Below are 21,139 nucleotides of genomic sequence, written 5' to 3'. Positions count from 1 at the left end.
CGTCGGGAGACAGCGCATGATCGTTGTGACTGGCAGCGTAACGGTCCGCACCGAGACGTTCGACGAGGCGCGCCGCCTGAGCCTCGAGCATGTTCATCGGTCGCGACAGGAACCCGGCTGCATCTCCCATGGAGTGCATGTCGACTGCGAGAATCCGCTCAGGCTGGTGTTCCTCGAGCAATGGGCCGACCGCGCCGCGCTCGCCGCCCACTTTGCGGTACCTGCATCCGGCGAGTTCGTGCGCACCTTGCGCTCGCTGGCCACGGGGCCAACCACGCTCGACCTCTATGAGGCCGACAGGCTCGAAAAGCTGTGAGCGCATAGCTGTGATGCCACACCAAATTCATATTGCAATGCAACATCTCCGGCACTAGGTATCCCGGCATCAAACCGAGGCCGTTATGAGCGCAGACTGGAACACTAAATATGGCACGCGGCGCGTGCGCCACGATCCGCCGACCCTGGACGAGGCGATCTTCGCCGCCGTCGGCATCACCGACGATCATGAGCAGCAGGCCGAGATCGCGGCAGCGCTGATGGGGATGCCGATCGAAATCGTGCAGGCCGAGGTGAAGAAGCAGGCCCGCACCAACGGCCGCATCACCGCCACACGCGTGATCGCAGGCGAACAGGGTGCGCAGCGCTCGGTGGTGGTCGAACGCCGTGTCGTCCGCCGCTTCGGCAACGACAAGCGCACCGGTACCTGAGCGCTCAATTCCCTATCCCCAATACGAAAGCGGACCGGTTTTGCCGGTCCGCTTTTTTGATTCCAGTCCGCGTTGGGATTTAGGCGGCGCGATTGCCGTACATGCTGGAGATGATCTTCCAGCAGGTCGAGTTGAAGCTGAGAAGAGCGCGGCCGGCCGTGAAGGGCGAGGCCGCGAGTTCAGCGAGCTCGGCCTCGGGCGTCTTGGCGAGATCGATCGTGCCGGTCGATTCGCCATGGCGGAATTGCAGATTCGCCCCGAACTTCCTGGCGAGCGCGCGCATGGCGTGATTCTCGGCGCCGGTAGTGATGCGCAGGCGCTTGTAGCCTTTCCAGCGCGCTTCCGCGATCAGCCGGCTGAACAAGATGGTGCCGACATTCTGGCGCCGTGCCGAGGCTTCCACGCTGAAGGCGACCTCGGGCAACGAATCGTCCTCCGGCGGATGCAGCTCGGCCGCACCGCGGACCACGCCGTCGACGATGTAGGCGACAATCACGGTGCCGTCCTCGGCGCAGCGGGCGGCGTATCGCTCGATGAAGCTGTCGTCGAGAAAGCCGTTGAAACGGTCGTGCCGGCTTGCGGAATCAAGCCGCAGGAGGTGATCGCGCAGAAGCGGCAATTCTTCCTGCTGGCTCAAGGTCCGGACATAGCCCGGAACGGGCGTCGTGCGGGTCGTGTCTTCAAGTACCACGTCAAAACTCCTCTTGGTGTCCCTCGAGGAGGCGTTCGAATCCCTAGGTCCCCAATATTGTGCGTCGCAGCATATTTTTCAAGACGGGAACCTGCCCAAGTTTCAGGCATCGAAAGCGACCAATTCGTTAATAAAATCAAGCCCCCGTAGTCATACGAGGACCAGCTGAGTCTGGGTCACCACGGCAACCAGCTTGCCGTCCTCGGTCTCCAGCCGGGTGCTCCAGACCTGGGTCCGCCGTCCCCGATGGACCGGTGTAGCCGTGGCGATAACCGTGGTTCCCTCCTTCGCCCCGCCGATGAAATTGGTCTTGCTCTCGAGCGTCGTGGTGCCCTTGGCATCCTCCGGCAGATTGATCACGGTCGCGGCGGCACCGACGGAATCGGCGAGCGCCATCACTGCGCCGCCGTGGATGGTGTGGTGGAGTGTGCAGAGGTCGGGCCTGACCGTCATCCGCGCCACCACGCGGTCCTTCTCGGCCTCGACGAACTCGACGCCCTTGAGCTCGGCAAACGGCATCTTCATCGCTTTAAGCTTCTCGAGCGGCGTCATCGGATCTCCTCCCAATTCATTGTTGTTTCAGCGTGAATTGCTTCGGGCGGCAAAGCAATGACGTCCGAGGTAATGGCCCTGCTGACATCGGCGACGGCATTTGCGCATATGCTCTTCCCATGCGCCACTTCCCGCCCCGCCGCATCGTCTGCCTGACCGAAGAGACGGTCGAAACGCTGTACCTGCTCGGCGAGCAGGACCGCATCGTCGGCGTCTCCGGCTACGCCGTCCGCCCGCCTCAGGTGCGGCGGGAAAAGCCGCGGGTGTCGGCCTTCGTCTCCGCAGACATCCCGAAGATCCTGGCGCTGGAACCGGAGCTGGTGCTGGCCTTCTCCGACCTCCAGGCCGGCATCGTCGCCGATCTCGTGCGCGCGGGCGTCGACGTCCATGTTTTCAACCAGCGCGACATCGCCGGGATTTTGGCGATGATCCGGACACTTGGTGCGCTGGTCGGCGCCGCTGAACGCGCCGAAGGCCTTGCCCGTGATCTCGAACGGCGCCTCGCAGAGATAGCGGCAACACCTCGCCCCTCGGCGCGGCCAAAGGTCTATTTCGAGGAATGGGACGATCCGTTGATCTCCGGCATCGGCTGGGTGTCCGAGTTGATCGAGATCGCCGGCGGTGAGGATGTGTTTCAGGAATTGCGACATCGGCAGGCGGCAAAGGATCGCATCGTCTCGGCGGAGGCAGTGCGCGAGGCAGCGCCCGACGTGATCCTTGCCTCCTGGTGCGGCAAGAAAGTCGTCCCTGCCCGCATCCGCGCGCGCGATTGCTGGAACGAGATCCCCGCCGTGCGCGACGACCGCATCGTCGAGATCAAGTCGCCGATCATCTTGCAACCGGGGCCGGCGGCGCTGACGGATGGGCTGGATGCGATCGTGACGGCGTTGTGGGGTGGACTCAAATAGCTTGATCGCAGCTTTCGTGTCCCGGACGCGCTGCAACGCGTCAGCGTTGCTGCGCAGAGCCGGGACCCATCTCGATACGGAGTTCAGTGCAGCGTGGGCCCAGGCTCTGCGGCGCACCGCACCGGACGATGCTTCGCATCGCCGGGGGCGCTGCGCCGCGTCCGGCGCACGAGACCTTCTTCAGGTCACCGCGTTCACCACCTGATATTCCGGCCGGCGCCAGACCTCGCCTGCGATCACCTCCTCGATGATCTCGGCTGCTCGCATGATCTCGCTCTCCCCAATGTAGAGCGGTGTAATCCCGAACCTCATGATGTCAGGCGCGCGGAAATCGCCGATGAGGCTACGGGCGATCAGGGCCTGCATGGCAGCGTAGCCGCCGTCGAAGGCGAAGGAGACTTGTGAGCCGCGGTGCTCGTGCGCGCGCGGGGTGACGAGCTTGAGCTCCGGGCAGCGGCGTTCGACCTCGGCGATCAGGAGATCGCCAAGTGCCAGCGAGCGCGCACGGACCTCACGAATGTCGACCCTGTCCCAGATGTCGAGCGAGGCCTCCAGCGCCGCCATTGCGAGCACCGGCGGAGTGCCGACGCGCATGCGCTCGACGCCGCCGGCCGCCGCGTAGCCAAGCTCGAACGCAAACGGCTTTGCGTGACCCATCCACCCCGACAACGCGGCGCGCACGCCGTCGGCGTGGCGCGGGGCGACGTAGAGGAAGGCCGGCGCGCCGGGGCCGGCGTTGATGTATTTGTAGGTGCAGCCGGCGGCGAAATCGGCACCGCAGCCAGCGAGATCGACCGGCAGCGCGCCGGCCGAATGCGCGAGGTCCCAGACCGTGACGATGCCGAGCGCATGCGCCTTCGCGGTCAGCGTCGCCATGTCATGGCGCCGTCCGGTGCGGTAGTCGACCTCGGTGATGTAGAGGACAGCGATCTCCTCCGACAACGCGGCCTCGATCTCTTCCGGCGCCACCAGGCGCAATTGATGGCCGCGGCCGAGCGTCGCGATCAGGCCCTCGGCCATGTAGAGATCGGTCGGAAAGTTTCCGGTGTCCGATAGCACGACCTTGCGCGATGCGTTCATGTCGAGCGCGGCGGCGAGGGCCTGGTAGACCTTGAGCGACAGGGTGTCTCCGACCATCACGGAGCCGGCTTCCGCACCGACCAATCGCGCGATGCGATCGCCGACATGGCGCGGCTGGGCATACCAGCCCGCACTATTCCAGGCGCGGATCAGCTCGTTGCCCCACTCAGCCGTGATGACGTTGCTGACGCGCTCGGCAACGCCCAGCGGCAACGCGCCGAGCGAATTGCCGTCGAGATAGATCACGCCCTCAGGCAAATGGAACAAGGCCCTGGTGTCGTCATAGACGCGAAGCTTGGTCATGGGATCTCTACAGAATCGTGCGGACGCGCCAGAGCTCGGGGAACAGCTCGACCTCCAGCATGCGCTTGAGATAGCTGACGCCGCCGGTGCCGCCGGTGCCGCGCTTGAAGCCGATGACGCGCTCGACCGTCGTGACATGGTTGAAGCGCCAGCGCCGGAAGTAGTCCTCGAAATCGACCAGCTTCTCGGCAAGCTCGTAGAGCATCCAATGCGTCTCCGGCGCTTCATAGACGATACGCCAGGCCTGGAGCACGCCCTCGTTGAAGCTGTGGGTTTCGCGAACGTCGCGCGCCAGCACGGACGCGGGCATCTTGAGCCCGTTGCGGTCGGCGAGCCGCAGCACCTCGTCGTACAGGCTCGGCGTGGCAAGCTCGCCTTCGAGCAGCCTGGTCGTTTCCACATCGTGCGCGTGCGGCTTGAGCATGGCGTGGTTGCGGTTGCCGACCAGAAATTCGATCAGTCGGTACTGACGCGACTGGAAGCCCGAGGACTGGCCAAGCTGCGAACGGAAACGCGTATACTCGCTGGGCGTCATGGTGCGCAGCACGTCCCAGGCGCCGTTGAGCTGCTCGAAGATGCGCGACATCCGAGCCAGCATCTTCATCGCGGGCTGCACTTCGTCCCTGGCGATGGCGCGGCGCGCGGCGCTGAGCTCGTGGATGGCAAGCCGCATCCACAGCTCCGTGGTCTGATGCTGGATGATGAACAGCATCTCGTCATGGGCTTCCGAGAGCGGATGCTGCGCGCCGAGGATCGCATCCAGCGCCAGATAGTCGCCGTAGGACATGCGCCGGGCGAAATCGGTCTCGGCGCCTTCGCTCGTCGGATCGTAATCGCTGGACGTCATGGCAGGCCCTTTCGATCGATCAATCCTCGCCGCGTCAGTCGAGGCCGATCAGGCGCGCGGTGATCGGGGACGACGGATCCTTCAGTCCGTCGACCACCGTAAAATGGTTGAGCCCGGGATCGACGACGAGGCGCGTCGGCACGTCGAAGCCGGTCCAGACATTGGCGATCAGATCGGACTGACGCATGAATTCGGGCCGTTCGCCGCCGCCGACCCACGCCGTGACCGGCGAATGTCCCCGCGGCAGGTGCAGCGCCGCGCTTTCAAGCGTCGCCTCCTCCATGGTCATGCGCAGCGTCTCGTTCATCTTCGTCTTGAGTAGCGGTCGCAGATCATGCAGCCCGCTGATCGAGAGCGTGCCGGCGATGCGGTTGTAGACGGCGGGCTCGAGCCGGCTGTCGTTGCACAGCATGCGCGTGACGAGATGGCCGCCGGCGGAATGGCCAGCGAGCCGGATCGGGCCGGAGACGAGCGAGGCCGCCTTGGTGATCGCGGCGGTGATCTCTACGGTGATGTCGGAGATGCGTGCGGCCGGCGTCAGCGTGTAGCTCGGCAGCGCGACAGTCCAGCCGTGATGCCGCGCGCCTTCGGCAAGATCGGTCCAGGTCGACTTGTCGAAGCGCATCCAGTAGCCGCCGTGGACGAAGACGACGAGGCCCTTGCTGTCGCCGTCAGGCAGGATCAGGTCGAGACGCTGGCGTTCGCCCGGGCCGTAGGCGACGTCCGCGCGGAAGTCTTTCAGGCCGGCGCGGTAAGCCGCCGCCCGCTCCGCCCATTGGGCCGGCATCTTGTCCGAGCCCGGGATATGGGCCGAATTGGCATAAGCATCATCCCAATCTCGCATCGTGACACCCAAGGATTCGGCCGTCGAACTGGGCGCCAGTCTGCCACCAGTCAGGACGGCGTCCTAGTCTTTCTTTTAAGCTTAAAGCATTTGGACGCGCCCGTGTTTCGGGCAGCGGTCGCCTCAGCCGAGATGCCGTAGGGTGGGCAAAGCGACTTGTCCGCCGTAGCTCGAAGAGCGAAGGCGGAAGCGTGCCCACCACTTCGTTCGGGGTAGAAGAGAGATGGCGGGCACGGCGCAAGGGCGCCTTTGCCCACCCTACAGGACCGTCCGCCCATCATTGCGAGCGCAGCGAAGCAATCCAGTCTGCTTCCGCAGCGACGCTCTGGATTGCTTCGTCGCAAGGGCTCCTCGCAATGACGGCGGAGAGACCTACGCCTTCTCCACCCCGCACCAATCCGCGATGAACAGGGCCATCGCCTTGGTCGACTTCTTCAGCGACTCCAGGTCGACGAATTCGTTGAAGCCGTGCATCTCGCCGCCGCTCGCGCCGAAGCAGAGGCTGGGGATGCCGTGATTGAGACCGTAGAAGCGGGTGTCGGTGAGCGCGGTGAAGACGAGGTCTTGGATTTCGCCGCCATAGACGGTGTTGAAGGCCTTGCCGAACGCGGCCTCGGGCGCCGCGGCGTCGGTCAGTTCATACCCCTCCGACAGGAAGCCCGACCATTCGACCTCCGGCGGATTGTTGGCGAGGAAGCGGTGGTTGCGCGCGGCAGCCGCAACGCAGGCCATGATCTCCTTCTGGTGATCGGCGATCGACCAGCCCGGCAGGACCGCGATACGGCAATCGACGTCGCACCAGGCCGGCACGCTGGAGGCCCAGTCGCCGCCCTTGATGATGCCGGGGTTGAAGTTGATGGGATGGTTCAGCGTCTTGAAGTGCCGATCGGCTTTCGCGCGCTCGTTCCACTCGACCTCGAGTTTTTGCAGCGCCTGGATCAAATGATAGGCCGCCATGATTGCGTTGGCGCCGGAGCCGGCGAAGGCAACGTGGGTCGGATGGCCCTTCACGCGCAGGCGAAACCAGATCACGCCGACCTGCGAGCGCACCATCTTGCCGCCGGTCGGCTCCGGGATGAAGCATGCGTCGGCACGATAGCCGCGCTGCAATGTCGAGAGCGCGCCGACGCCGGTGCTCTCCTCCTCGATCACGGACTGGAAGTGGATCCGCGCCGTCGGCTTGAAACCCGCCGCCTTGATCGCGTCCAGCGCGTAGAGCGCGCCGATCGTGCCCGACTTCATGTCGCAGGCGCCGCGGCCGAACATCTTCCCATCCTTGATGACGGGCGAGAATGGCGGCGTGTCCCACAGTTCCAGCGGCCCCGCGGGCACCACGTCGCAGTGCCCCTGGAGGATCAGCGATTTGCCGCGATTCGTTTGCGGGCGGTAGGTGCCCACCACCGTGCGCGCCTTGGAGAAATCGTGCTCGATCGGACCGAAACCGCGCAGATCCTTGAGGTCATCGACATCGATGTGCCAGTCGTCGACCTCGTAGCCGCGTTCGCGCAGGAGGTCGCCGATCATGTCCTGGCACGGCCCCTCGGCCCCGCGGGTCGAAGGGATCGCAACGAAATCGCTTGTGGTCGCAAGCTGGGCTTCGAAGCCGACATCGACGGCGTCAAGAATCCTCTGCTGCGTTTCGGCATTCATCGGGCGACTCCAGGCATCCAATTGGTCAATGGTGCGCGCAAGCTAGCCGATTTCAGCCGTTCGGGTACTCCACAAAATAAGCATCCCGCAATGCATCTTCGAGCAGCCGGCCTTCCGAATAGCCATTCAGCGTCGCAGGCCGGGTTACACCATCCAGCAGGCGCGGGCACGGCTCCGGCGCGCCCAAGACGGTGCGCACGGGGATGCGCTCGGCATAGATCGGCAATTCGTAGTCCTCGTCGTCATCGGCGACACCCTTGGCGCGGACTTTGGCCGAGGCTTCCTCGATCTCCATCGCGATGAAGGAGGTCGCCTTGATCTCCTGCGTGTTGCTCTGACGCAGGGTCGCGGTGCGGTCCGGGAAAAAACGGTCGACCATCGCGATCACTGCCCGCTCCTTTTCCTCGGGATCAGTGACGAGATAGGCGGTGCCGAACGCCATCACGGCGCGATAGTCGGCGGAATGGTTGAAGCCGCAGCGCGCCAGCACGAGGCTGTCGAGATGGGCGACCGTGAGGCAGACGCGCTCGCCCGTGGTCTGGTTGCGCAGCATGCGGCTCGCGCTCGAGCCGTGCCAATAGAGCTTGGTCCCTTCGCGCCAGAAGAAGGTCGGCGTGCAATAGGGCTGGCCGTCGATGACATAGGAGACGTGGCAGAGCATCGAGGAATCCAGGATGCGGTGAACGGTGTCGTGATCGTAGAAGCCGCGGTCGTGACGGCGCTTGACCTGGTTGCGCGCTGACGTCGGATAGGAATTCTGGCTTTCGGTCTGGCTCACGGCCGCTCCTGTCGGGCTTGGAACAATTCCAGGAGAGTTGTAGCCGCGGATTTGGTCTGCGATAGTGCCAATTCCATGCAAAAAATTCCGACCAATTTAGTCCCCTCGCCGGCCAAGGCCGAACTGCCGCTCGACCTGACCGGCCCGCACATCACCGCGGGCGCGTCGTCGGCGCACCGGCTGTACCAGGCGCTGTGCGAGATGATCGTCTCTGGCCTGGTCAAACCCGGTGAGCCGCTGGCGCCGTCGCGGACACTGGCCAAGCAGACCGGCTTCCGCCGCAACGCCGTCGTCACTGCCTATGAACGGCTGATCGCTGACGGCTTTGCCGCTGCGACCGTCGGCTCCGGCACCTTCGTTGCAGCGCGGATACCGGCGCGCGCCGCCGAACCGAAGAAGCCGAAGGCCGTGGTCGAAGCGCCGCGGCAAGGCGCGTTCTCGCTCGGCTGCACCCATATCGACGAGCGTGCGGTGCAGCGCTTCCGTGCCTTCGTCGGGCGGCGCATGCGCGCGTTCGGGTCCGAGCATCTGCATTATGGCGATCCGCGCGGCAGCCGCGAGCTGCGCGCGGCGATCGCCGATCATCTGCTGTCGGCACGTGGCCTGCGCTGCGACCCCGATCAGATCATGCTGACCTCAGGCACGCTGCATGCGCTGCGCATCGTGCTGAGCGCGATCCTGAAGCCCAACGACCAGGTCTGGTGCGAGGACCCGGGCTACCCCGCCGCGCGAAAAACCATTTCGCATTGCGGTTATCGCGCCGTACCCGTTCCCGTCGACGAGCACGGGATACGTGTCGCCAAGGGCCGCACCGCCGCATCGTCCGCACGCGCGGCCTATGTGACGCCGTCGCACCAGTTTCCGCTGGGCGTGCAGATGTCGATGCCGCGACGGCTGGAGCTGCTGGATTGGGCGAGGCAGGCCGGCGCCTTCGTGCTGGAGGACGATTACGACAGCGAGTTCCGCTATGACGGCGCGCCGTTGATGTCGCTTGCTGGCATCGATCATCTCCAGCGCGTGATCTACATGGGCACGTTCGCCAAGACGCTGTTTCCGGGCCTGCGCATCGGCTATTGCGCGCTGCCCGAGCGCCTGATCGCGGACGTCACGGCCGCGCGCGCCGCGCTCGACCGCTTTCCCGGCACGCTGATGGAGGGCGCGGTGGCCGACATGCTCAATTCCGGCGCGTTCGCCGCCAACCTGAAGCGGGTACGAAAGCTCTATCGCGAGGCGCGCGACGCGCTGGCTGAGACCCTGGAAGCAGCATCCGACGGCGCGCTGTCGGTGCCTGTACCGTCGCAAGGGCTGCACCTCGTCGCCCGGTTCGATCCGTCGGTCGAGCTTACGGTCGCGGCGCAGGCGAAGCAGGCCGCGGGCGCAGAAGGCTGGCTGCTGGCCGACACCTATTCGCGCGCGCGTCCCCTGCCCGGGTTCGTGCTGGGATTTTCCGGCCACGCGGTTCCGCAACTCGTGGCCTCCGCCGAACGGCTCGCGCTGGCGTCGCGCGGCGCCTTGCGCGCGAGGAGCAAATCTACCCGGCGGGCGTGACGAACGTTCACTATGAGAATCGCCTGCCGCTCCCTACATTGCGGCATCGATGCCGGGACCTCACATCATGCTGCTGCGCCGCGCGACCTGCCTCTCGCTGCTGATCTCCCTCGCCCTCGCGACGGCGGCGCATGCCGTCACCGTCGGACGTGAACAGGACATCACGGATCTCAAGCTCGGCCAGCGCGTGCAAGTGGATGACGGAACCTGCCCCGCCGGGCAGGTCAAGGAAGTGCGCGGTGCGAGAATGACCGACAAGGGCGTGGCGCGGACCATCGCCTGCGTGCCGCGCTACGGTCCGAAATCGAAGTGATGGTTACGACTTCGCCGGGTCGAACATGCACTGCAAGGTCGGTTTGGCGATCTTGGTGAAGGTCGAGCCGATCTCGCCCTGCTTGGACGCGGGCACCCAATCAGTCTCGATCGTTGGCACGCCGGTCTCGCTGATGCCGCGCAACAGCGCCTCGCGCAGATCGCGGTCCTCGACGGCAGCAACGGCGTGATCATGCAGGCAGCCGCAGACCTCCTCGGGATGCTCCCAGCGCCCGAGCATCCGCGGCGCACACTGACGCATGAACTCGCTGCGGGGATCCGGTAGCCTCGAAGGAGCGCGAACCTGCGCGTGGGCAGCGCTGATCGTCAGAAGCGAAACGAACGCTGCGGCGCAGAATCGGACAATCATGATGGCCTTTATCGGCTGGTTTTTCTTGTGATTTTTCTTTTGATTTTCTTGGCTGTCGATCAGAAACGCGCAGCGACCACGATCGGCTGCGGCGCCGTGGTGGTGACCGGCGAGCCGCTGTACTGGAAGGTGCCGACACCCGGGAGATTGCCGTCCGGCGCCCCCGCGAACGAAGAGCCGGCGAGCACGAAAGCGAAGGCAAGGATGAAGCTGAGCGTGCGCATGATCTCGTGTCCCAATTCCTTGGCCGGCGGTGCGTCGTCGTTGTGAAGCTGATAACCATGCGTCGTTTCGCGCGTGATGCGCCAAAAGCGGAAAATGGTTTCGTCTTTGTGAGAATTGTTTCGTCATGCGCCAGGCGACGAAACATTCAGCGGAAAATCCCAGTCTTTTCAGAGGGGTCGCGCGGCGCCTGAAAGTGGTCTTGCAGGCTCTGTTCGCGCTTGGAAGCAGGCCCACACTGCGCGCCGTCACACGCGCGCCTTCCGCACTTCACATGCATTTTACGTTTTTCTGCTGAAGAGAAGCCCGAACGGGGGCTGGGTTCCGTCGAACCGGGCGCGATTCGACTGCGACCCAAGCCATCGAAACCGAGAAGCCCGGAACCACCGGGCGCGTTCAGTTGAGGGATGCCATCATGACGGCGCAAGATCGCGCAACGCCGCGCGACGCGGACCTGCGGACGGACCGCGCCGACCAACCCAGCCGGGTCGCTTCAATCGGGGCAATGTCGCTGCAGTCGGGCCGCGGCCACGAGGCCGCGCCACAAGCATTCGTGCGGCTGACCGGCTCGCATCTCGCAAAGCCGCGCGCCAGCCGCACTCTTGTCACTGAGTGAACGCGAGCGCGTCACTGGGTGAACGCAAGCGCGTCACTGAGTGAAGAACTCGCCGCACTTCTGGACGTTTGCGTCAGCCGGTCCCCACGGCATGACCGGCACCGTCGAGGTCGAGTTCTTCGGCGAGCCCTCGATCAGCCGGTCCGAATAGACCATGTAGACCAGCACATTGCGTTTGGCGTCACAGCCGCGCACGATTTGCATCTTCTTGAAGAACAGCGAGCGGCGCTGGCGGAACATGTCGTCGCCCTGCTCCATCTTGTTCTTGAACTTGATCGGACCGACCTGGCGGCAGGCCAGCGAGATATCCGAGACCTCCTCGGCAAGGCCGAGCCAGCCCTTGAAGCCGCCCTTCTCCGGCACCGTGAAATGACAGGCCACGCCCTCGACTTCGGGGTCGTCGAGGCCGTAGGTCGCGAGCTTGTCATTCGGGCTCATCCATTTGAATACCGTCGAGCGGCGGAAGATCAGATCCGGCTCGTCGGCGGCGATTGCAGAACTCGCTTGGACAGCGAGCAACAGGAGGAATAAAGCAAGGCCTTTCAAGCGGATGCCGGAAAGACCGGGGAAACGAGATGACATGAAGTTCTCCGGTAACAAGTCCCGGCAATGTAGGCATGCGACAGCCGGTCAGGAAGACGACCGGGAGCCGTCGCGGCCGCCGTTTACCGCTCCGTGAGGCTTTTTTGCTACGTCATGGACAAAATTCGCTGACGGCAGAACTGCCGTGCTAGTGAACGCGTATCCCCTCTGCGAGACTAATTTCTGAGTTGGATTGTGGATTCGAGGAATGAATAGCGTGAACGGGGCCAGTTTTTCTGCCAGGCCGGCCCGGCTGTGGCAGGTCGCCATTTTGACGGCGGCGGGTGCGATTGGCTTGACCAGCCAGGCGGACGCGGCGTTCTACTACTGGAGCGACTACTCCGACGGGTCCTACGCCGCCCGGCAGGAGCGCTATCCCGACATTCCCCGGCAGAAGCCTCAGAAGCGCAGTACGGCTGGCAAGAAAGCGGTCGTCGCCGAGAAGGAAGCCGGCACGAAGCCGCAAGGTCCGCTCGTGATCGTCGTGTCGATCGATCGGCAGAAGGTGACGGTCTACGACACCAACGGCGTGTTCGCGGAATCCGCGGTGTCGACAGGCATGAAGGGCCACTCGACGCCGATGGGCGTGTTCAGCGTGATCCAGAAGCACAAATTCCACCAGTCCAACATCTATAGCGGCGCGCCGATGCCGTACATGCAGCGGATCACCTGGTCCGGCATCGCCATGCATGCCGGCGTGCTGCCGGGCTATCCGGCCTCGCACGGTTGCATCCGCATGCCGATGGCGTTCGCGGTGAAGATGTGGAACTGGACCAGGATGGGCGCGCGTGTGATCGTCTCGCCCGGCCAGATGTCGCCGCAAAATTTCTCGCATCCCCTGCTCGCCTCGGTGCGCGTGCCGCCGCAGCCCGCCGCCAGCCTGGAGCCGCAGACCAATGTCGGCGACAAGGCCGACAAGGGCGCCGCACCAACCAAAGTCAGCGAAGCAAAACCCGTCGAGACGAAGACCGCCAGCGCGGAGAGCGCGCTCGAGCTGCGTTCGTCGCTCGGCCATACCGTGATGTCGGATGCCACCACCGGCAATGCACCGGCGCGCGCGGAAGCAGCCGCACCAGCCGACAAGGTTGAGGCCAAGTCTGAAAAGAGCGCCGAGGCATCTGCCCCGGTCAAGCCGCAGTCGGAAGAAGCAGCCAAACCCGCAAGCACCGACGCAAAGCCCGTTGAGGCCGCGGAAGCGCCCAAGACTGCAGAAGCGCCCAAGGCTGAAGCCGCCGAGCCCGCGAAGAAGCCCGATGCGCCCGCTGCCGCACCGGCGCTCGCCGCCTCGCCCGACGCCAAGAAGGACGAGACCCGCGTCGCTGATCCTGCGCCTGCCGCGAAGCCGGAGACGCCCAAACGGGCCGGCCAGATCGCGGTGTTCATCAGCCGCAAGGACTCCAAGCTCTACGTGCGGCAGAACTTTGCGCCGCTGTTCGAGGTTCCCGTCACGATCGCTGCGAGCGAGCGGCCGCTCGGCACGCACGTGTTCACCGCCGAGGTCGACAAGAACGACACCAACGCGCTGCGTTGGTCGGTGGTATCGCTGCCGGTCTCCGCCCGCGCCGCCGCGCGCGAAGATGACAGCCGCGTGACACTCCGCCAGCGCGGCGCCGCCGTGATCCCCGTCGCCGCCAAGCCCGTTACAGCCAAGCCCGTGGTCATGCCGGACAGCCCGGCCGAGGCACTCGACCGTATCTCGATCCCTGCGGACACCATGGCGAAGATCAACGAGATGCTGACATCGGGCGGCTCGATCATCGTCTCCGACCAGGGCATCAACCAGGGCGAGACCGGCGAAGGCACCGACTTCATCGTCCGTCTGTACTAGAGCGCTTTCTAGTGAAGTGTCGCCTTGCCGCGTCCGATAACGCGGTGTTGACCAGGCGCGTCGCGCCGACGCAGTAAGGTGCGTCCCGGATCACGTCGGGGGACGTTGCCATGCTGAACCGCAGGACCATGCTCGCCGCGCTCGTCGCGACGACCGCGTCTGCTGGACGCAGCCGTGCCGATGGCGGCATGAGCCGGATCTCGGCCTATGCCTTCTCTTTCCCTGCTTTGTCCGGCGACGACATCCGCCTTGCCGCGTTCACGGGCAAGCCGCTGCTGGTGGTCAACACTGCTTCGCTCTGCGGCTACACTCCGCAATATGCCGGCCTGCAAGAGCTCTGGAGCGAGTTTCGCGAGCGCGGGCTCACGGTGATCGGCGTGCCCTCCAACGATTTCGGTGGCCAGGAGCCCGGCGGCACCAGCGAGATCACGGAGACCGCACACCACCAATACGGCGTTACCTTCCCGATCGCGGCCAAGGCCGTGGTGGTCGGCGCCAAGGCGCATCCGTTCTACAAATGGGCGGCCGAGGCGCGCCCCCGCGACGTTCCGCGCTGGAACTTCCACAAATACCTGATCGGGCGCGACGGCTACATTGCCGAGGTGTATCCGTCTGCGGTCGATCCGACGGACACACGGGTCAAGACGGCGATTGCGAAGGCGCTGGCCGACAGCTGACACCCGCAGCCCGCATCCGGTTGGGCACAATTGTGGCGGGGTGCCAAACAGCCGTTGCAATGACGAGGGCCCACCATCTAGGCTAAGACTATCAAGGGGCAGGATGGTTTTGCCAGAGGCGAAAAGCTGCGGCGGAACAACGGGATCAATCTCGAGGACAACACCATGCGTGTGGCGGCAGGACTGATTTTGGCAAGCGCGATGTCGGTTGCGATGGCAGGCGCAGCGTGGTCGCAGACCCCGGCCGCAAAGCCCGCAGCCGCCACCCAGGCGGCACCGGCTGCAGCCCCCGCCGCGGCACCGGCGCCCGCTCCCGCGGCGGCAGTTGCTGCACCGACGCAAGCGGCCTTCCCGCCCCCGCCGAAACAGGCGCCCCAGCCCGCCCGCGCGGCCTGCAACACGCCCGGCGCGCTCGGCGTCGCCCGCACCGTCGAGATCGACACCACGGGTGGTCCGGGCTTCGGCTTCGAGCATTTCAAGGAGCTCGACTTCCTGCGCGACAAGGAGGTCGTGCTGACCTTCGACGACGGCCCCTGGCCGAAGAACACGCCCGCCGTGTTGAAGGCTCTCGCCGACGAATGCACCACCGGCATCTTCTTCTCGATCGGCAAGCACGCGACCTATGAGCCGGAGATCCTGAAGCAGGTCTATGCGGCCGGCCACACCGTCGGCGCCCACACCTGGTCGCACGCCAACCTCAACAACAAGAAGCTCACGGAAGCGCAGCGCAAGGAAGAGATCGAGAAGGGATTCTCGGCGGTGAAGTGGGCGCTCGGCGGCATCTCGCCCTCACCGTTCTTCCGCTTCCCGGCGCTCCAGCACCCGCCGGAGATGGTTACCTATCTCGGCAACCGCAACGTCGCGATCTTCTCCTGCGACATCGACTCCTTCGACTTCAAGGCCTCGAAGCCCGAGAAGGTGATCGAGACCGTGATGAAGAAGCTCGACACCAAGGGCAAGGGCATCATCCTGATGCACGACTTCCAGAAGCACACGGCGGAGGCCCTGCCCGAGCTGCTCAAGCGCCTGAAGGCCGGCGGCTACAAGGTGGTGGCGATGCGCGCCAAGTTCCCGGCCTCGACGCTGCCCGAATACGACCAGGAGCTGCTCAAGGACGTCAAGCTGCCGACGGTGAGCACGCGCCCGGTCAATTCCGTCGTGACGACGGTCTCGGAATAGACCGCAATTGTCTTTCCGGTTTGAAGGTTACGTCATCATATCGGCGGACGGCATGCTTGCCGATCCGTCGCACATCATGCCCTCAACGTTGGTGTTCGAAGGCGACAAGCGCTTTTTCGAGCAAGCGCTCGATCGAGCCGCGGTCGTCGTGCACGGCGGACACTCGCACGAGCAGCAGCCGAATTCGCCGAAGCGCAAGCGGCTGATCCTCACCCGCAAGATCAAGGCGCTCACCGTCGACCCGGAGATGCCGAACGCGACGCTGTGGAATCCCGAGCATGCGAGCTTCGAGGAGGCCTGCGCTTTCGCCGGTGTCGCCTCCGGCACGGTCGCAATCATCGGCGGCCCCGTCGTGTTCGACATGTTCATGGACCGCTACGACACGTTCTGGCTGTCGGAAGCCCCGCATGTGCGGCTGCCCGGCGGCGAAGGCTGCTTTGTCGGCGTGCCGGAGCGGACGCCGCATGAGGTACTGGCGTCGCACGGGATGAAGCCTGGGGCGCCGTATCTGCTCGACGCGGCGCATGACGTCACGGTTACGCCGTGGCGTCGAGTCTAGCACAGGCGATCTGCGCTACGGCGTCGGAAGGTGATAGGCCAGCACACCGCGCAGCGTGTGCACCGTGCCGCCCGCGCTCAGGCTGGTCATGAAATCGGACGCCAGATCGTCTCGCGCCCCGAGATGCGTGACGCGATATTCGGCGCGGGCGGAGATGCTGTCGGTGAAGAAGCGCTCGAAGCCGCCGCCGAAGGTCGCGCCGTGATATTCCCGCGTCGGAGCGCTGCCGGGAAATCCGAGGAAATTGTACGAGATCGACTGCGCCGTCGTTCCGCTGTAGCCGCCGAGCAAGTAGACGAGCGTCTCCGGCGCCACGAGGTAGCCGACGCGTCCGCCGACGCTCCAACCCCACTTCACCGCCGCCAGATCCGACGAGATCGCAACACCTCCGCCCGATGCGTTGACCTTGGCGCCGCCATTGGTTCCGGCATCGATCAAGCCGAATGCGCCAAGGACCCATTTCGGCGCGACCTGGCGATCGTAGCCGATCGTGAAAGTGCCGCCGACGTCGGCGCCGCCCAAACCGGACGCATTGAAATCCAGCACACCGGCGAACGAGCCTGCGACATGGGGCGTGATGACGTCGCCCCCGATACCCGCGCCGACGTAAACGCCCGTCCATGTCGGATTCGGCGCGGGCGCCACTGAAGCGGTCGCAGGTCCGCCGAACTGGCCGAAGCGATAGGCCGCGCCGATCCTGACCACATGCTCGGACAGGTCCGTGGTCCAGACCGCGCCGAGCGGATCGACCGTCGTGTTGCGGCCAAGCGCGACGTAGCGGTATTCGCCGCGCAGTGACACGTTGCTCGCGAGGCGATATTCCGCGCCGGCGCCGACCGTGTAACCGTGCGACGTCAGCCCCGATTCCTGCACCGTGAACGAAGGCCCTCCCCCGAGGATCACGTAGTTCAAGTTCCAATTGTTGATGCGCATCTCGCTGTAGCCGGCGAGGCCGTAGAGCAGGATATCGGGCGTCACCAGAAATCCAGCACGGCCGCCGATCGTCCAGCCCTGATCGAGCGATGGCAGCGCAGCACTCAGGCTCTGGCCGAAGAACGGGCTCGACGCACTGGCCGTCGTGCGCTGGCGCGACCAGTCATAATCGACGAAACCGCCGACCACGAAACGCGGCGCAACCTGGACGTCAAATCCGGCGAAAACCGATAGTCCGAGATCGGCGCCCTGCAAGCCGTCGAGGCTGAACAAATCCGGGCCACCACCGACCGGCGTCAGGTTCGACCGCCCCGTCGCGAAGTCGAAGCCCAGTCCGCCGCCGACGTAAAACTGGGTCCAGTTCGCCACGGGCGCCGCTAGCGGCCGCGCCTTCACGGGCAAGTCTGCCGCACAGGCCGCGGTTACAGAAACGGCCGCGGCATGCGCAGCTCCCAGAACGACAGCAGCGCACGCCGCCGCCTTGCGCTTCGATTGAACCAAGTCCGCCCCCAATCACCCAGCGCCGATTGCGCCTGTGCAACCGGAACCGTCTGTACTATTGGGCTCAGACGGATTCCGACAAGTGGAGAGACCGGTCGATCCGGAACGGCCACGATTTTGTGGAACCGCTGTGATCTCAAAACCATAATCTGTGAATGATGGTTCATGCACTCGTCGCAAACGGACGAGCCATCAACTCGCTTTACACGTCCCCGTAGGCCGTCTCGGCCGAGCGCGTAGCGCGGCCGTAGCCCATGATCATGAACAGCGCGCCGATGATCGAGAGATTCTTCAGCGCATCGACCACCATCCTGGCGTTGTCGGGCGCGGCCTGATTCCAGAAATCGGAGAACAGGACGGTCGAGACCGCGATGTAGATGATCATGAGCAATGCGAAAAAGCGCGCGCCGAAGTTCAGCGCAATCATCAGGCCTGCAATGATCTCGAGCCCGCCGCCCGCGATCGCCAGCAGTTGCGGCGTGGTCATGGCGGTCGCCGTCTCGATCTGCTTGGTGTAGGACTCGATGACCTCAGGCACCACCACCTTGGTGGCGATGAAATCGGCCGTCGCCTGGAGGGGAAAGAACTTGGTCGCGCCCGTGTAGATGAACAGCACGGCGAACAGGATTCGCCCGAAAGTCACGAACGCTGGCATGATCGGCCTCTTGGCTCAGGCTTTTTGAAAAAGGCGTCTTGACGAGAGCACCGGGCGATTATGAAGAGTCGTGCGCCGGTTTACAAACGGGGAAATGGCGAACTGCGAGCAATTCAAAGTTGGCGGCACGGGCGGTGCACCTTCTCCCCTTGTGGGAGAAGGTGGCATAGGCGGCCTGCGGCCGCCGTTCTTAAGAACGCAGAAGCGAAGCTTCGGCTATTGCACCGGATGAGGAGTATCTCTCCGCGAACTCAATAGCGGTGGGACTAGTGGATAGAGACCCCTCACCCGTCTCGCCGCTAACGCCGCGATCCACCCTCTCCCACAGGGGGAGAGGGTAAGACGGCATCTTACGTAAACAACGTCGGCTGCTGCCGTGCAGCGCGCTCCTGCGCTTCCACGACCGCAACGGCCGTCATGTTGAGGATGCCGCGCGCGGTCACCGAGGGCGTGAGGATATGGGCGGGGCGCGCCGGGCCGATCAGGATCGGGCCGACAGGGAGCGCATCCGCCAGCGACTTGATCATCTGATAGGCGACGTTGGCGGTGTCGAGGCTCGGCATGATCATGATGTTGGCCTCGCCCTCGAGCTTGGAGTGCGGCAGCACCATTTTCCGCGCAGCAGCTGAAAGTGCCGTGTCGCCCTGCATCTCGCCATCGGCCTCGATCTCCGGATGCTTCTCCTTCAACAGCTGGGTCGCCCGGCGCATCTTGCGCGAGGACTCGGTGTCGTAGCTGCCGAAATCCGAGTGCGAGACGAAGGCGATCTTCGGCTTGATGTTGAAGCGCTGGACGTGGACCGCCGCCAGCGAGGCGATCTCGGCGAGCTCCTCGGCGCTCGGATTGGGCCGAACCTGCGTGTCGGCGATGAAGAAGGCGCCCTTGCTGGTGATCAGCAGCGCCAGTGCCGCATAGTCGATGATCCCCGCGGAGAAGCCGATGATCTCGCGGACATGGCGGAGGTGGTGCATGTAGCGGCCTTCGACGCCGCAAAGCATGGCATCCGCCTCCCCGCGCATGACCGCGAGCGCGGCGATCACCGTGTTGTTGGTGCGCACCACCGTGCGCGCCGCATCCGGCGTCACGCCGCGGCGGCCGGCGACCTCGACATAGGACTGCACATAGGAGCGATAGCGCGGATCGTCCTCGGGATTGACGAGGTCGAAATCCTTACCTGCCTTGATCGACAGGCCGAAGCGCTTGATGCGCGCCTCGACGACCGACGGACGCCCGACCAGGATCGGCGTGGCCAGCTTCTCCTCCAGCACCACTTGCGTGGCGCGCAGCACGCGCTCGTCCTCGCCTTCGGCGTAGATCACGCGCACCGGCTGGGTCTTGGCCTTGGCGAACATCGGCTTCATGACGAGGCCGGAGCGGAAGGCGAAGCGCTCGAGCAGCGCGGTGTATTCGTCAAAGTTGGTGATGGGGCGCGTCGCGACGCCCGACTCCATCGCCGCCTTGGCGACGGCGGGCGCGATGCGCAGAATCAACCTGGGATCAAAGGGGCTCGGGATCAGCGAGCCGGGGCCAAAGCCCTGCGTTTCGCCGGTGTCAAAGCCCTGCGCGACCGCATCCGACGGCGCCTCGCGCGCGAGCTGCGCGATGGCCTCGACGGCGGCGTGCTTCATCTCCTCGTTGATGGCGCTGGCGCCGACGTCGAGCGCGCCGCGGAAGATGAAGGGGAAGCAGAGGACGTTGTTGACCTGGTTCGGATAGTCGGAGCGGCCGGTGCAGATCATGGCGTCGGGGCGCACCTTGCGCGCCTCCTCCGGCATGATCTCCGGGGTCGGATTGGCGAGCGCCATGATCAGGGGCTTGTCGCCCATCGCCTTGGCCATCTCCGGCTTGAGCACCCCTGGTGCCGACAGCCCGATGAAGATGTCGGCGCCGCCGATGACGTCGCCCAGCGTGCGCTTGTCGGTCTTCTGCGCATAGACCGCCTTCCAGCGGTCCATCGTGGTGTTGCGGCCTTCATGCACGAGACCGTCAATGTCGCAGACCCAGATGTTCTTGCGCTGCGCGCCCATCGACACCAGAAGGTTGAGCGTCGCGATCGCGGCGGCCCCTGCCCCCGACGCCACGATCTTGACGTCGGACAGCTTCTTGCCGTTCAGCCTGAGACCATTGGTGATGGCGGCGGCGACGATGATGGCGGTGCCGTGCTGGTCGTCATGAAAGACCGGGATCTTCATGCGCTCCTTCAGCTGCGCCTCGATCTCGAAGCATTCCGGTCCGCGGATGTCCTCGAGATTGATGCCGCCGAAGGTCGGCTCGAGCGCCGCCACGGTCTCGACCACGCGCTCGATGGTGTCGGCGGCGATCTCGATGTCGAACACGTCGATGCCGGCGAATTTCTTGAACAGGACGGCCTTGCCCTCCATCACCGGCTTGGAGGCCAGCGGGCCGATATTGCCGAGGCCGAGCACCGCGGTGCCGTTGGAGACCACCGCGACCAGATTGGCGCGGGTGGTGAGCGTGGCGGCCTCCGCCGGGTTCTTGGCGATCTCGGTGCAGGCGGCGGCAACGCCCGGAGAATAGGCAAGCGCGAGGTCGCGCTGGTTGGCGAGCGGCTTGCTCGCCTGGATCTCGAGCTTTCCGGGGCGCGGCAGACGGTGATAGGCCAGCGCCGCCTGGTGGAGATCATCAGAATAAGACGACATGCGGTGTCTCGCCTCGCGTTACCGGCTTCAAAATGCCTCATCCGGAGCCGCCGCCCAAGCGGACGGTATTTCCGGGTCATGGAAACGGGATGAAGCACGGCGGGCGCCCCGGTGGCAACATCCGATTACGGCCCCAT

General features: G+C 64.9%; 23 protein-coding genes. 10 read left to right on the top strand and 13 right to left on the bottom strand.

From position 1 onward, the window contains the following. Positions 1–16: 16 nt before the first annotated feature. Together ABIB95_RS05140 and ABIB95_RS05135 are read left to right on the top strand one after the other, a co-directional pair. On the top strand, positions 17–316 hold the full coding sequence (locus ABIB95_RS05140) for a putative quinol monooxygenase (protein ID WP_063983632.1): 300 nt from the start codon (positions 17–19) through the stop codon (positions 314–316). Positions 317–401: 85 nt separating this feature from the next. Then, entirely contained in the window at positions 402–707 is a 306-nt protein-coding gene (locus tag ABIB95_RS05135) for a hypothetical protein (RefSeq protein ID WP_063983633.1), read from the top strand. A gap of 79 nt (positions 708–786) precedes the next feature. Here ABIB95_RS05135 and ABIB95_RS05130 read toward each other — a convergent pair whose 3' ends face one another. Next, on the bottom strand, positions 787–1,398 hold the full coding sequence (locus tag ABIB95_RS05130) for a GNAT family N-acetyltransferase (protein ID WP_028147806.1): 612 nt from the start codon (positions 1,396–1,398) through the stop codon (positions 787–789). A gap of 150 nt (positions 1,399–1,548) precedes the next feature. Continuing rightward, a complete protein-coding gene (locus tag ABIB95_RS05125; protein WP_028157491.1) occupies positions 1,549–1,950 on the bottom strand; it encodes a PaaI family thioesterase in 402 nt (133 codons plus the stop codon). 119 nt (positions 1,951–2,069) lie between these two features. On the opposite strand from ABIB95_RS05125, the gene ABIB95_RS05120 reads away from it, so the two are divergent. Then, positions 2,070–2,858 (top strand): cobalamin-binding protein, encoded by a 789-nt coding sequence (locus tag ABIB95_RS05120; RefSeq protein ID WP_354238100.1) that lies wholly within the window; start codon positions 2,070–2,072, stop codon positions 2,856–2,858. Between the two features lie 180 nt (positions 2,859–3,038). On the opposite strand, the gene kynU is transcribed toward ABIB95_RS05120, so the two are convergent. The 5 genes from kynU to ABIB95_RS05095 all read right to left on the bottom strand — a co-directional run bounded on the left by kynU (position 3,039) and on the right by ABIB95_RS05095 (position 8,360). Then, positions 3,039–4,241, bottom strand: a complete 1,203-nt coding sequence (gene kynU / locus ABIB95_RS05115; protein ID WP_354238099.1) for a kynureninase — start codon at positions 4,239–4,241, stop codon at positions 3,039–3,041. A gap of 7 nt (positions 4,242–4,248) precedes the next feature. Then, the gene (kynA, locus tag ABIB95_RS05110; protein WP_014495717.1) at positions 4,249–5,088 is read right to left on the bottom strand and encodes a tryptophan 2,3-dioxygenase; all 840 of its coding nucleotides are present in this window, start codon (positions 5,086–5,088) and stop codon (positions 4,249–4,251) included. A gap of 34 nt (positions 5,089–5,122) precedes the next feature. Next, complete coding sequence (locus tag ABIB95_RS05105) at positions 5,123–5,932, bottom strand: hormone-sensitive lipase (RefSeq protein ID WP_354238098.1); 810 nt, start codon at positions 5,930–5,932, stop codon at positions 5,123–5,125. Between the two features lie 372 nt (positions 5,933–6,304). Further along, the gene (locus ABIB95_RS05100) at positions 6,305–7,582 is read right to left on the bottom strand and encodes an ArgE/DapE family deacylase (RefSeq protein ID WP_354238097.1); all 1,278 of its coding nucleotides are present in this window, start codon (positions 7,580–7,582) and stop codon (positions 6,305–6,307) included. A gap of 52 nt (positions 7,583–7,634) precedes the next feature. Then, entirely contained in the window at positions 7,635–8,360 is a 726-nt protein-coding gene (locus ABIB95_RS05095) for a pyridoxamine 5'-phosphate oxidase family protein (protein ID WP_354238096.1), read from the bottom strand. Positions 8,361–8,435: 75 nt separating this feature from the next. On the opposite strand from ABIB95_RS05095, the gene pdxR reads away from it, so the two are divergent. Together pdxR and ABIB95_RS05085 are read left to right on the top strand one after the other, a co-directional pair. Next, positions 8,436–9,908 (top strand): MocR-like pyridoxine biosynthesis transcription factor PdxR, encoded by a 1,473-nt coding sequence (gene pdxR, locus ABIB95_RS05090; RefSeq protein WP_354238095.1) that lies wholly within the window; start codon positions 8,436–8,438, stop codon positions 9,906–9,908. 67 nt (positions 9,909–9,975) lie between these two features. Further along, positions 9,976–10,221: a DUF6719 family protein gene (locus ABIB95_RS05085; RefSeq protein WP_247311256.1), complete on the top strand. Its 246-nt coding sequence runs from the start codon at positions 9,976–9,978 to the stop codon at positions 10,219–10,221. A gap of 3 nt (positions 10,222–10,224) precedes the next feature. Here the strand turns inward: ABIB95_RS05085 and ABIB95_RS05080 are convergent, their stop codons facing one another. Then, the gene (locus ABIB95_RS05080) at positions 10,225–10,590 is read right to left on the bottom strand and encodes a hypothetical protein (RefSeq protein WP_063983641.1); all 366 of its coding nucleotides are present in this window, start codon (positions 10,588–10,590) and stop codon (positions 10,225–10,227) included. Positions 10,591–10,649: 59 nt separating this feature from the next. Further along, the gene (locus tag ABIB95_RS05075; RefSeq protein ID WP_166096179.1) at positions 10,650–10,814 is read right to left on the bottom strand and encodes a hypothetical protein; all 165 of its coding nucleotides are present in this window, start codon (positions 10,812–10,814) and stop codon (positions 10,650–10,652) included. 413 nt (positions 10,815–11,227) lie between these two features. Here ABIB95_RS05075 and ABIB95_RS05070 point away from each other — a divergent pair, with 413 nt between their 5' ends. Beyond that, positions 11,228–11,428 (top strand): hypothetical protein, encoded by a 201-nt coding sequence (locus ABIB95_RS05070; RefSeq protein ID WP_063986413.1) that lies wholly within the window; start codon positions 11,228–11,230, stop codon positions 11,426–11,428. A 33-nt stretch (positions 11,429–11,461) separates the two neighbouring features. Here the strand turns inward: ABIB95_RS05070 and ABIB95_RS05065 are convergent, their stop codons facing one another. Then, complete coding sequence (locus tag ABIB95_RS05065) at positions 11,462–12,010, bottom strand: CreA family protein (protein ID WP_354238094.1); 549 nt, start codon at positions 12,008–12,010, stop codon at positions 11,462–11,464. Between the two features lie 208 nt (positions 12,011–12,218). Here ABIB95_RS05065 and ABIB95_RS05060 point away from each other — a divergent pair, with 208 nt between their 5' ends. The 4 genes from ABIB95_RS05060 to ABIB95_RS05045 all read left to right on the top strand — a co-directional run bounded on the left by ABIB95_RS05060 (position 12,219) and on the right by ABIB95_RS05045 (position 16,253). Further along, on the top strand, positions 12,219–13,838 hold the full coding sequence (locus ABIB95_RS05060) for a L,D-transpeptidase (protein WP_354238093.1): 1,620 nt from the start codon (positions 12,219–12,221) through the stop codon (positions 13,836–13,838). 110 nt (positions 13,839–13,948) lie between these two features. Then, the gene (locus ABIB95_RS05055) at positions 13,949–14,515 is read left to right on the top strand and encodes a glutathione peroxidase (protein WP_063983643.1); all 567 of its coding nucleotides are present in this window, start codon (positions 13,949–13,951) and stop codon (positions 14,513–14,515) included. A gap of 165 nt (positions 14,516–14,680) precedes the next feature. Next, positions 14,681–15,694 carry a polysaccharide deacetylase family protein gene (locus tag ABIB95_RS05050; protein ID WP_135216862.1) on the top strand — a complete coding sequence of 338 codons (1,014 nt, stop codon included), beginning with the start codon at positions 14,681–14,683 and terminating at the stop codon, positions 15,692–15,694. Positions 15,695–15,701: 7 nt separating this feature from the next. Beyond that, positions 15,702–16,253 carry a dihydrofolate reductase family protein gene (locus tag ABIB95_RS05045; protein ID WP_166352832.1) on the top strand — a complete coding sequence of 184 codons (552 nt, stop codon included), beginning with the start codon at positions 15,702–15,704 and terminating at the stop codon, positions 16,251–16,253. A 15-nt stretch (positions 16,254–16,268) separates the two neighbouring features. On the opposite strand, the gene ABIB95_RS05040 is transcribed toward ABIB95_RS05045, so the two are convergent. The 3 genes from ABIB95_RS05040 to ABIB95_RS05030 form a co-directional block, all read right to left on the bottom strand. Further along, the gene (locus tag ABIB95_RS05040; RefSeq protein ID WP_502917795.1) at positions 16,269–17,687 is read right to left on the bottom strand and encodes an outer membrane protein; all 1,419 of its coding nucleotides are present in this window, start codon (positions 17,685–17,687) and stop codon (positions 16,269–16,271) included. A gap of 202 nt (positions 17,688–17,889) precedes the next feature. Further along, positions 17,890–18,342, bottom strand: a complete 453-nt coding sequence (locus ABIB95_RS05035; RefSeq protein ID WP_063983645.1) for a DoxX family protein — start codon at positions 18,340–18,342, stop codon at positions 17,890–17,892. A gap of 350 nt (positions 18,343–18,692) precedes the next feature. Further along, on the bottom strand, positions 18,693–21,002 hold the full coding sequence (locus ABIB95_RS05030; protein ID WP_063983646.1) for an NADP-dependent malic enzyme: 2,310 nt from the start codon (positions 21,000–21,002) through the stop codon (positions 18,693–18,695). Between the last annotated feature and the right edge of the window lie 137 nt (positions 21,003–21,139).

The sequence above is a fragment of the Bradyrhizobium sp. LA2.1 genome (genome assembly GCF_040547725.1).
In the GTDB taxonomy this organism is placed as follows: domain Bacteria; phylum Pseudomonadota; class Alphaproteobacteria; order Rhizobiales; family Xanthobacteraceae; genus Bradyrhizobium; species Bradyrhizobium barranii.
This window is presented reverse-complemented; position numbering and strand designations above follow the sequence as displayed.

Bases quoted from the DNA above. Each gene is read 5' to 3' on its own strand.
- pdxR (WP_354238095.1), top strand. From the start codon at position 8,436: ATGCAAAAAATTCCGACCAATTTAGTCCCCTCGCCGGCCAAGGCCGAA.
- ABIB95_RS05070 (WP_063986413.1), top strand. From the start codon at position 11,228: ATGACGGCGCAAGATCGCGCAACGCCGCGCGACGCGGACCTGCGGACG.
- ABIB95_RS05075 (WP_166096179.1), bottom strand. From the start codon at position 10,814: ATGCGCACGCTCAGCTTCATCCTTGCCTTCGCTTTCGTGCTCGCCGGC.
- ABIB95_RS05060 (WP_354238093.1), top strand. From the start codon at position 12,219: ATGAATAGCGTGAACGGGGCCAGTTTTTCTGCCAGGCCGGCCCGGCTG.
- ABIB95_RS05140 (WP_063983632.1), top strand. From the start codon at position 17: ATGATCGTTGTGACTGGCAGCGTAACGGTCCGCACCGAGACGTTCGAC.
- kynA (WP_014495717.1), bottom strand. From the start codon at position 5,088: ATGACGTCCAGCGATTACGATCCGACGAGCGAAGGCGCCGAGACCGAT.
- ABIB95_RS05030 (WP_063983646.1), bottom strand. From the start codon at position 21,002: ATGTCGTCTTATTCTGATGATCTCCACCAGGCGGCGCTGGCCTATCAC.
- ABIB95_RS05100 (WP_354238097.1), bottom strand. From the start codon at position 7,582: ATGAATGCCGAAACGCAGCAGAGGATTCTTGACGCCGTCGATGTCGGC.
- ABIB95_RS05125 (WP_028157491.1), bottom strand. From the start codon at position 1,950: ATGACGCCGCTCGAGAAGCTTAAAGCGATGAAGATGCCGTTTGCCGAG.
- ABIB95_RS05135 (WP_063983633.1), top strand. From the start codon at position 402: ATGAGCGCAGACTGGAACACTAAATATGGCACGCGGCGCGTGCGCCAC.
- ABIB95_RS05120 (WP_354238100.1), top strand. From the start codon at position 2,070: ATGCGCCACTTCCCGCCCCGCCGCATCGTCTGCCTGACCGAAGAGACG.
- ABIB95_RS05035 (WP_063983645.1), bottom strand. From the start codon at position 18,342: ATGCCAGCGTTCGTGACTTTCGGGCGAATCCTGTTCGCCGTGCTGTTC.
- ABIB95_RS05085 (WP_247311256.1), top strand. From the start codon at position 9,976: ATGCTGCTGCGCCGCGCGACCTGCCTCTCGCTGCTGATCTCCCTCGCC.
- ABIB95_RS05050 (WP_135216862.1), top strand. From the start codon at position 14,681: ATGCGTGTGGCGGCAGGACTGATTTTGGCAAGCGCGATGTCGGTTGCG.
- ABIB95_RS05055 (WP_063983643.1), top strand. From the start codon at position 13,949: ATGCTGAACCGCAGGACCATGCTCGCCGCGCTCGTCGCGACGACCGCG.
- ABIB95_RS05080 (WP_063983641.1), bottom strand. From the start codon at position 10,590: ATGATTGTCCGATTCTGCGCCGCAGCGTTCGTTTCGCTTCTGACGATC.
- ABIB95_RS05105 (WP_354238098.1), bottom strand. From the start codon at position 5,932: ATGCGAGATTGGGATGATGCTTATGCCAATTCGGCCCATATCCCGGGC.
- kynU (WP_354238099.1), bottom strand. From the start codon at position 4,241: ATGACCAAGCTTCGCGTCTATGACGACACCAGGGCCTTGTTCCATTTG.
- ABIB95_RS05065 (WP_354238094.1), bottom strand. From the start codon at position 12,010: ATGTCATCTCGTTTCCCCGGTCTTTCCGGCATCCGCTTGAAAGGCCTT.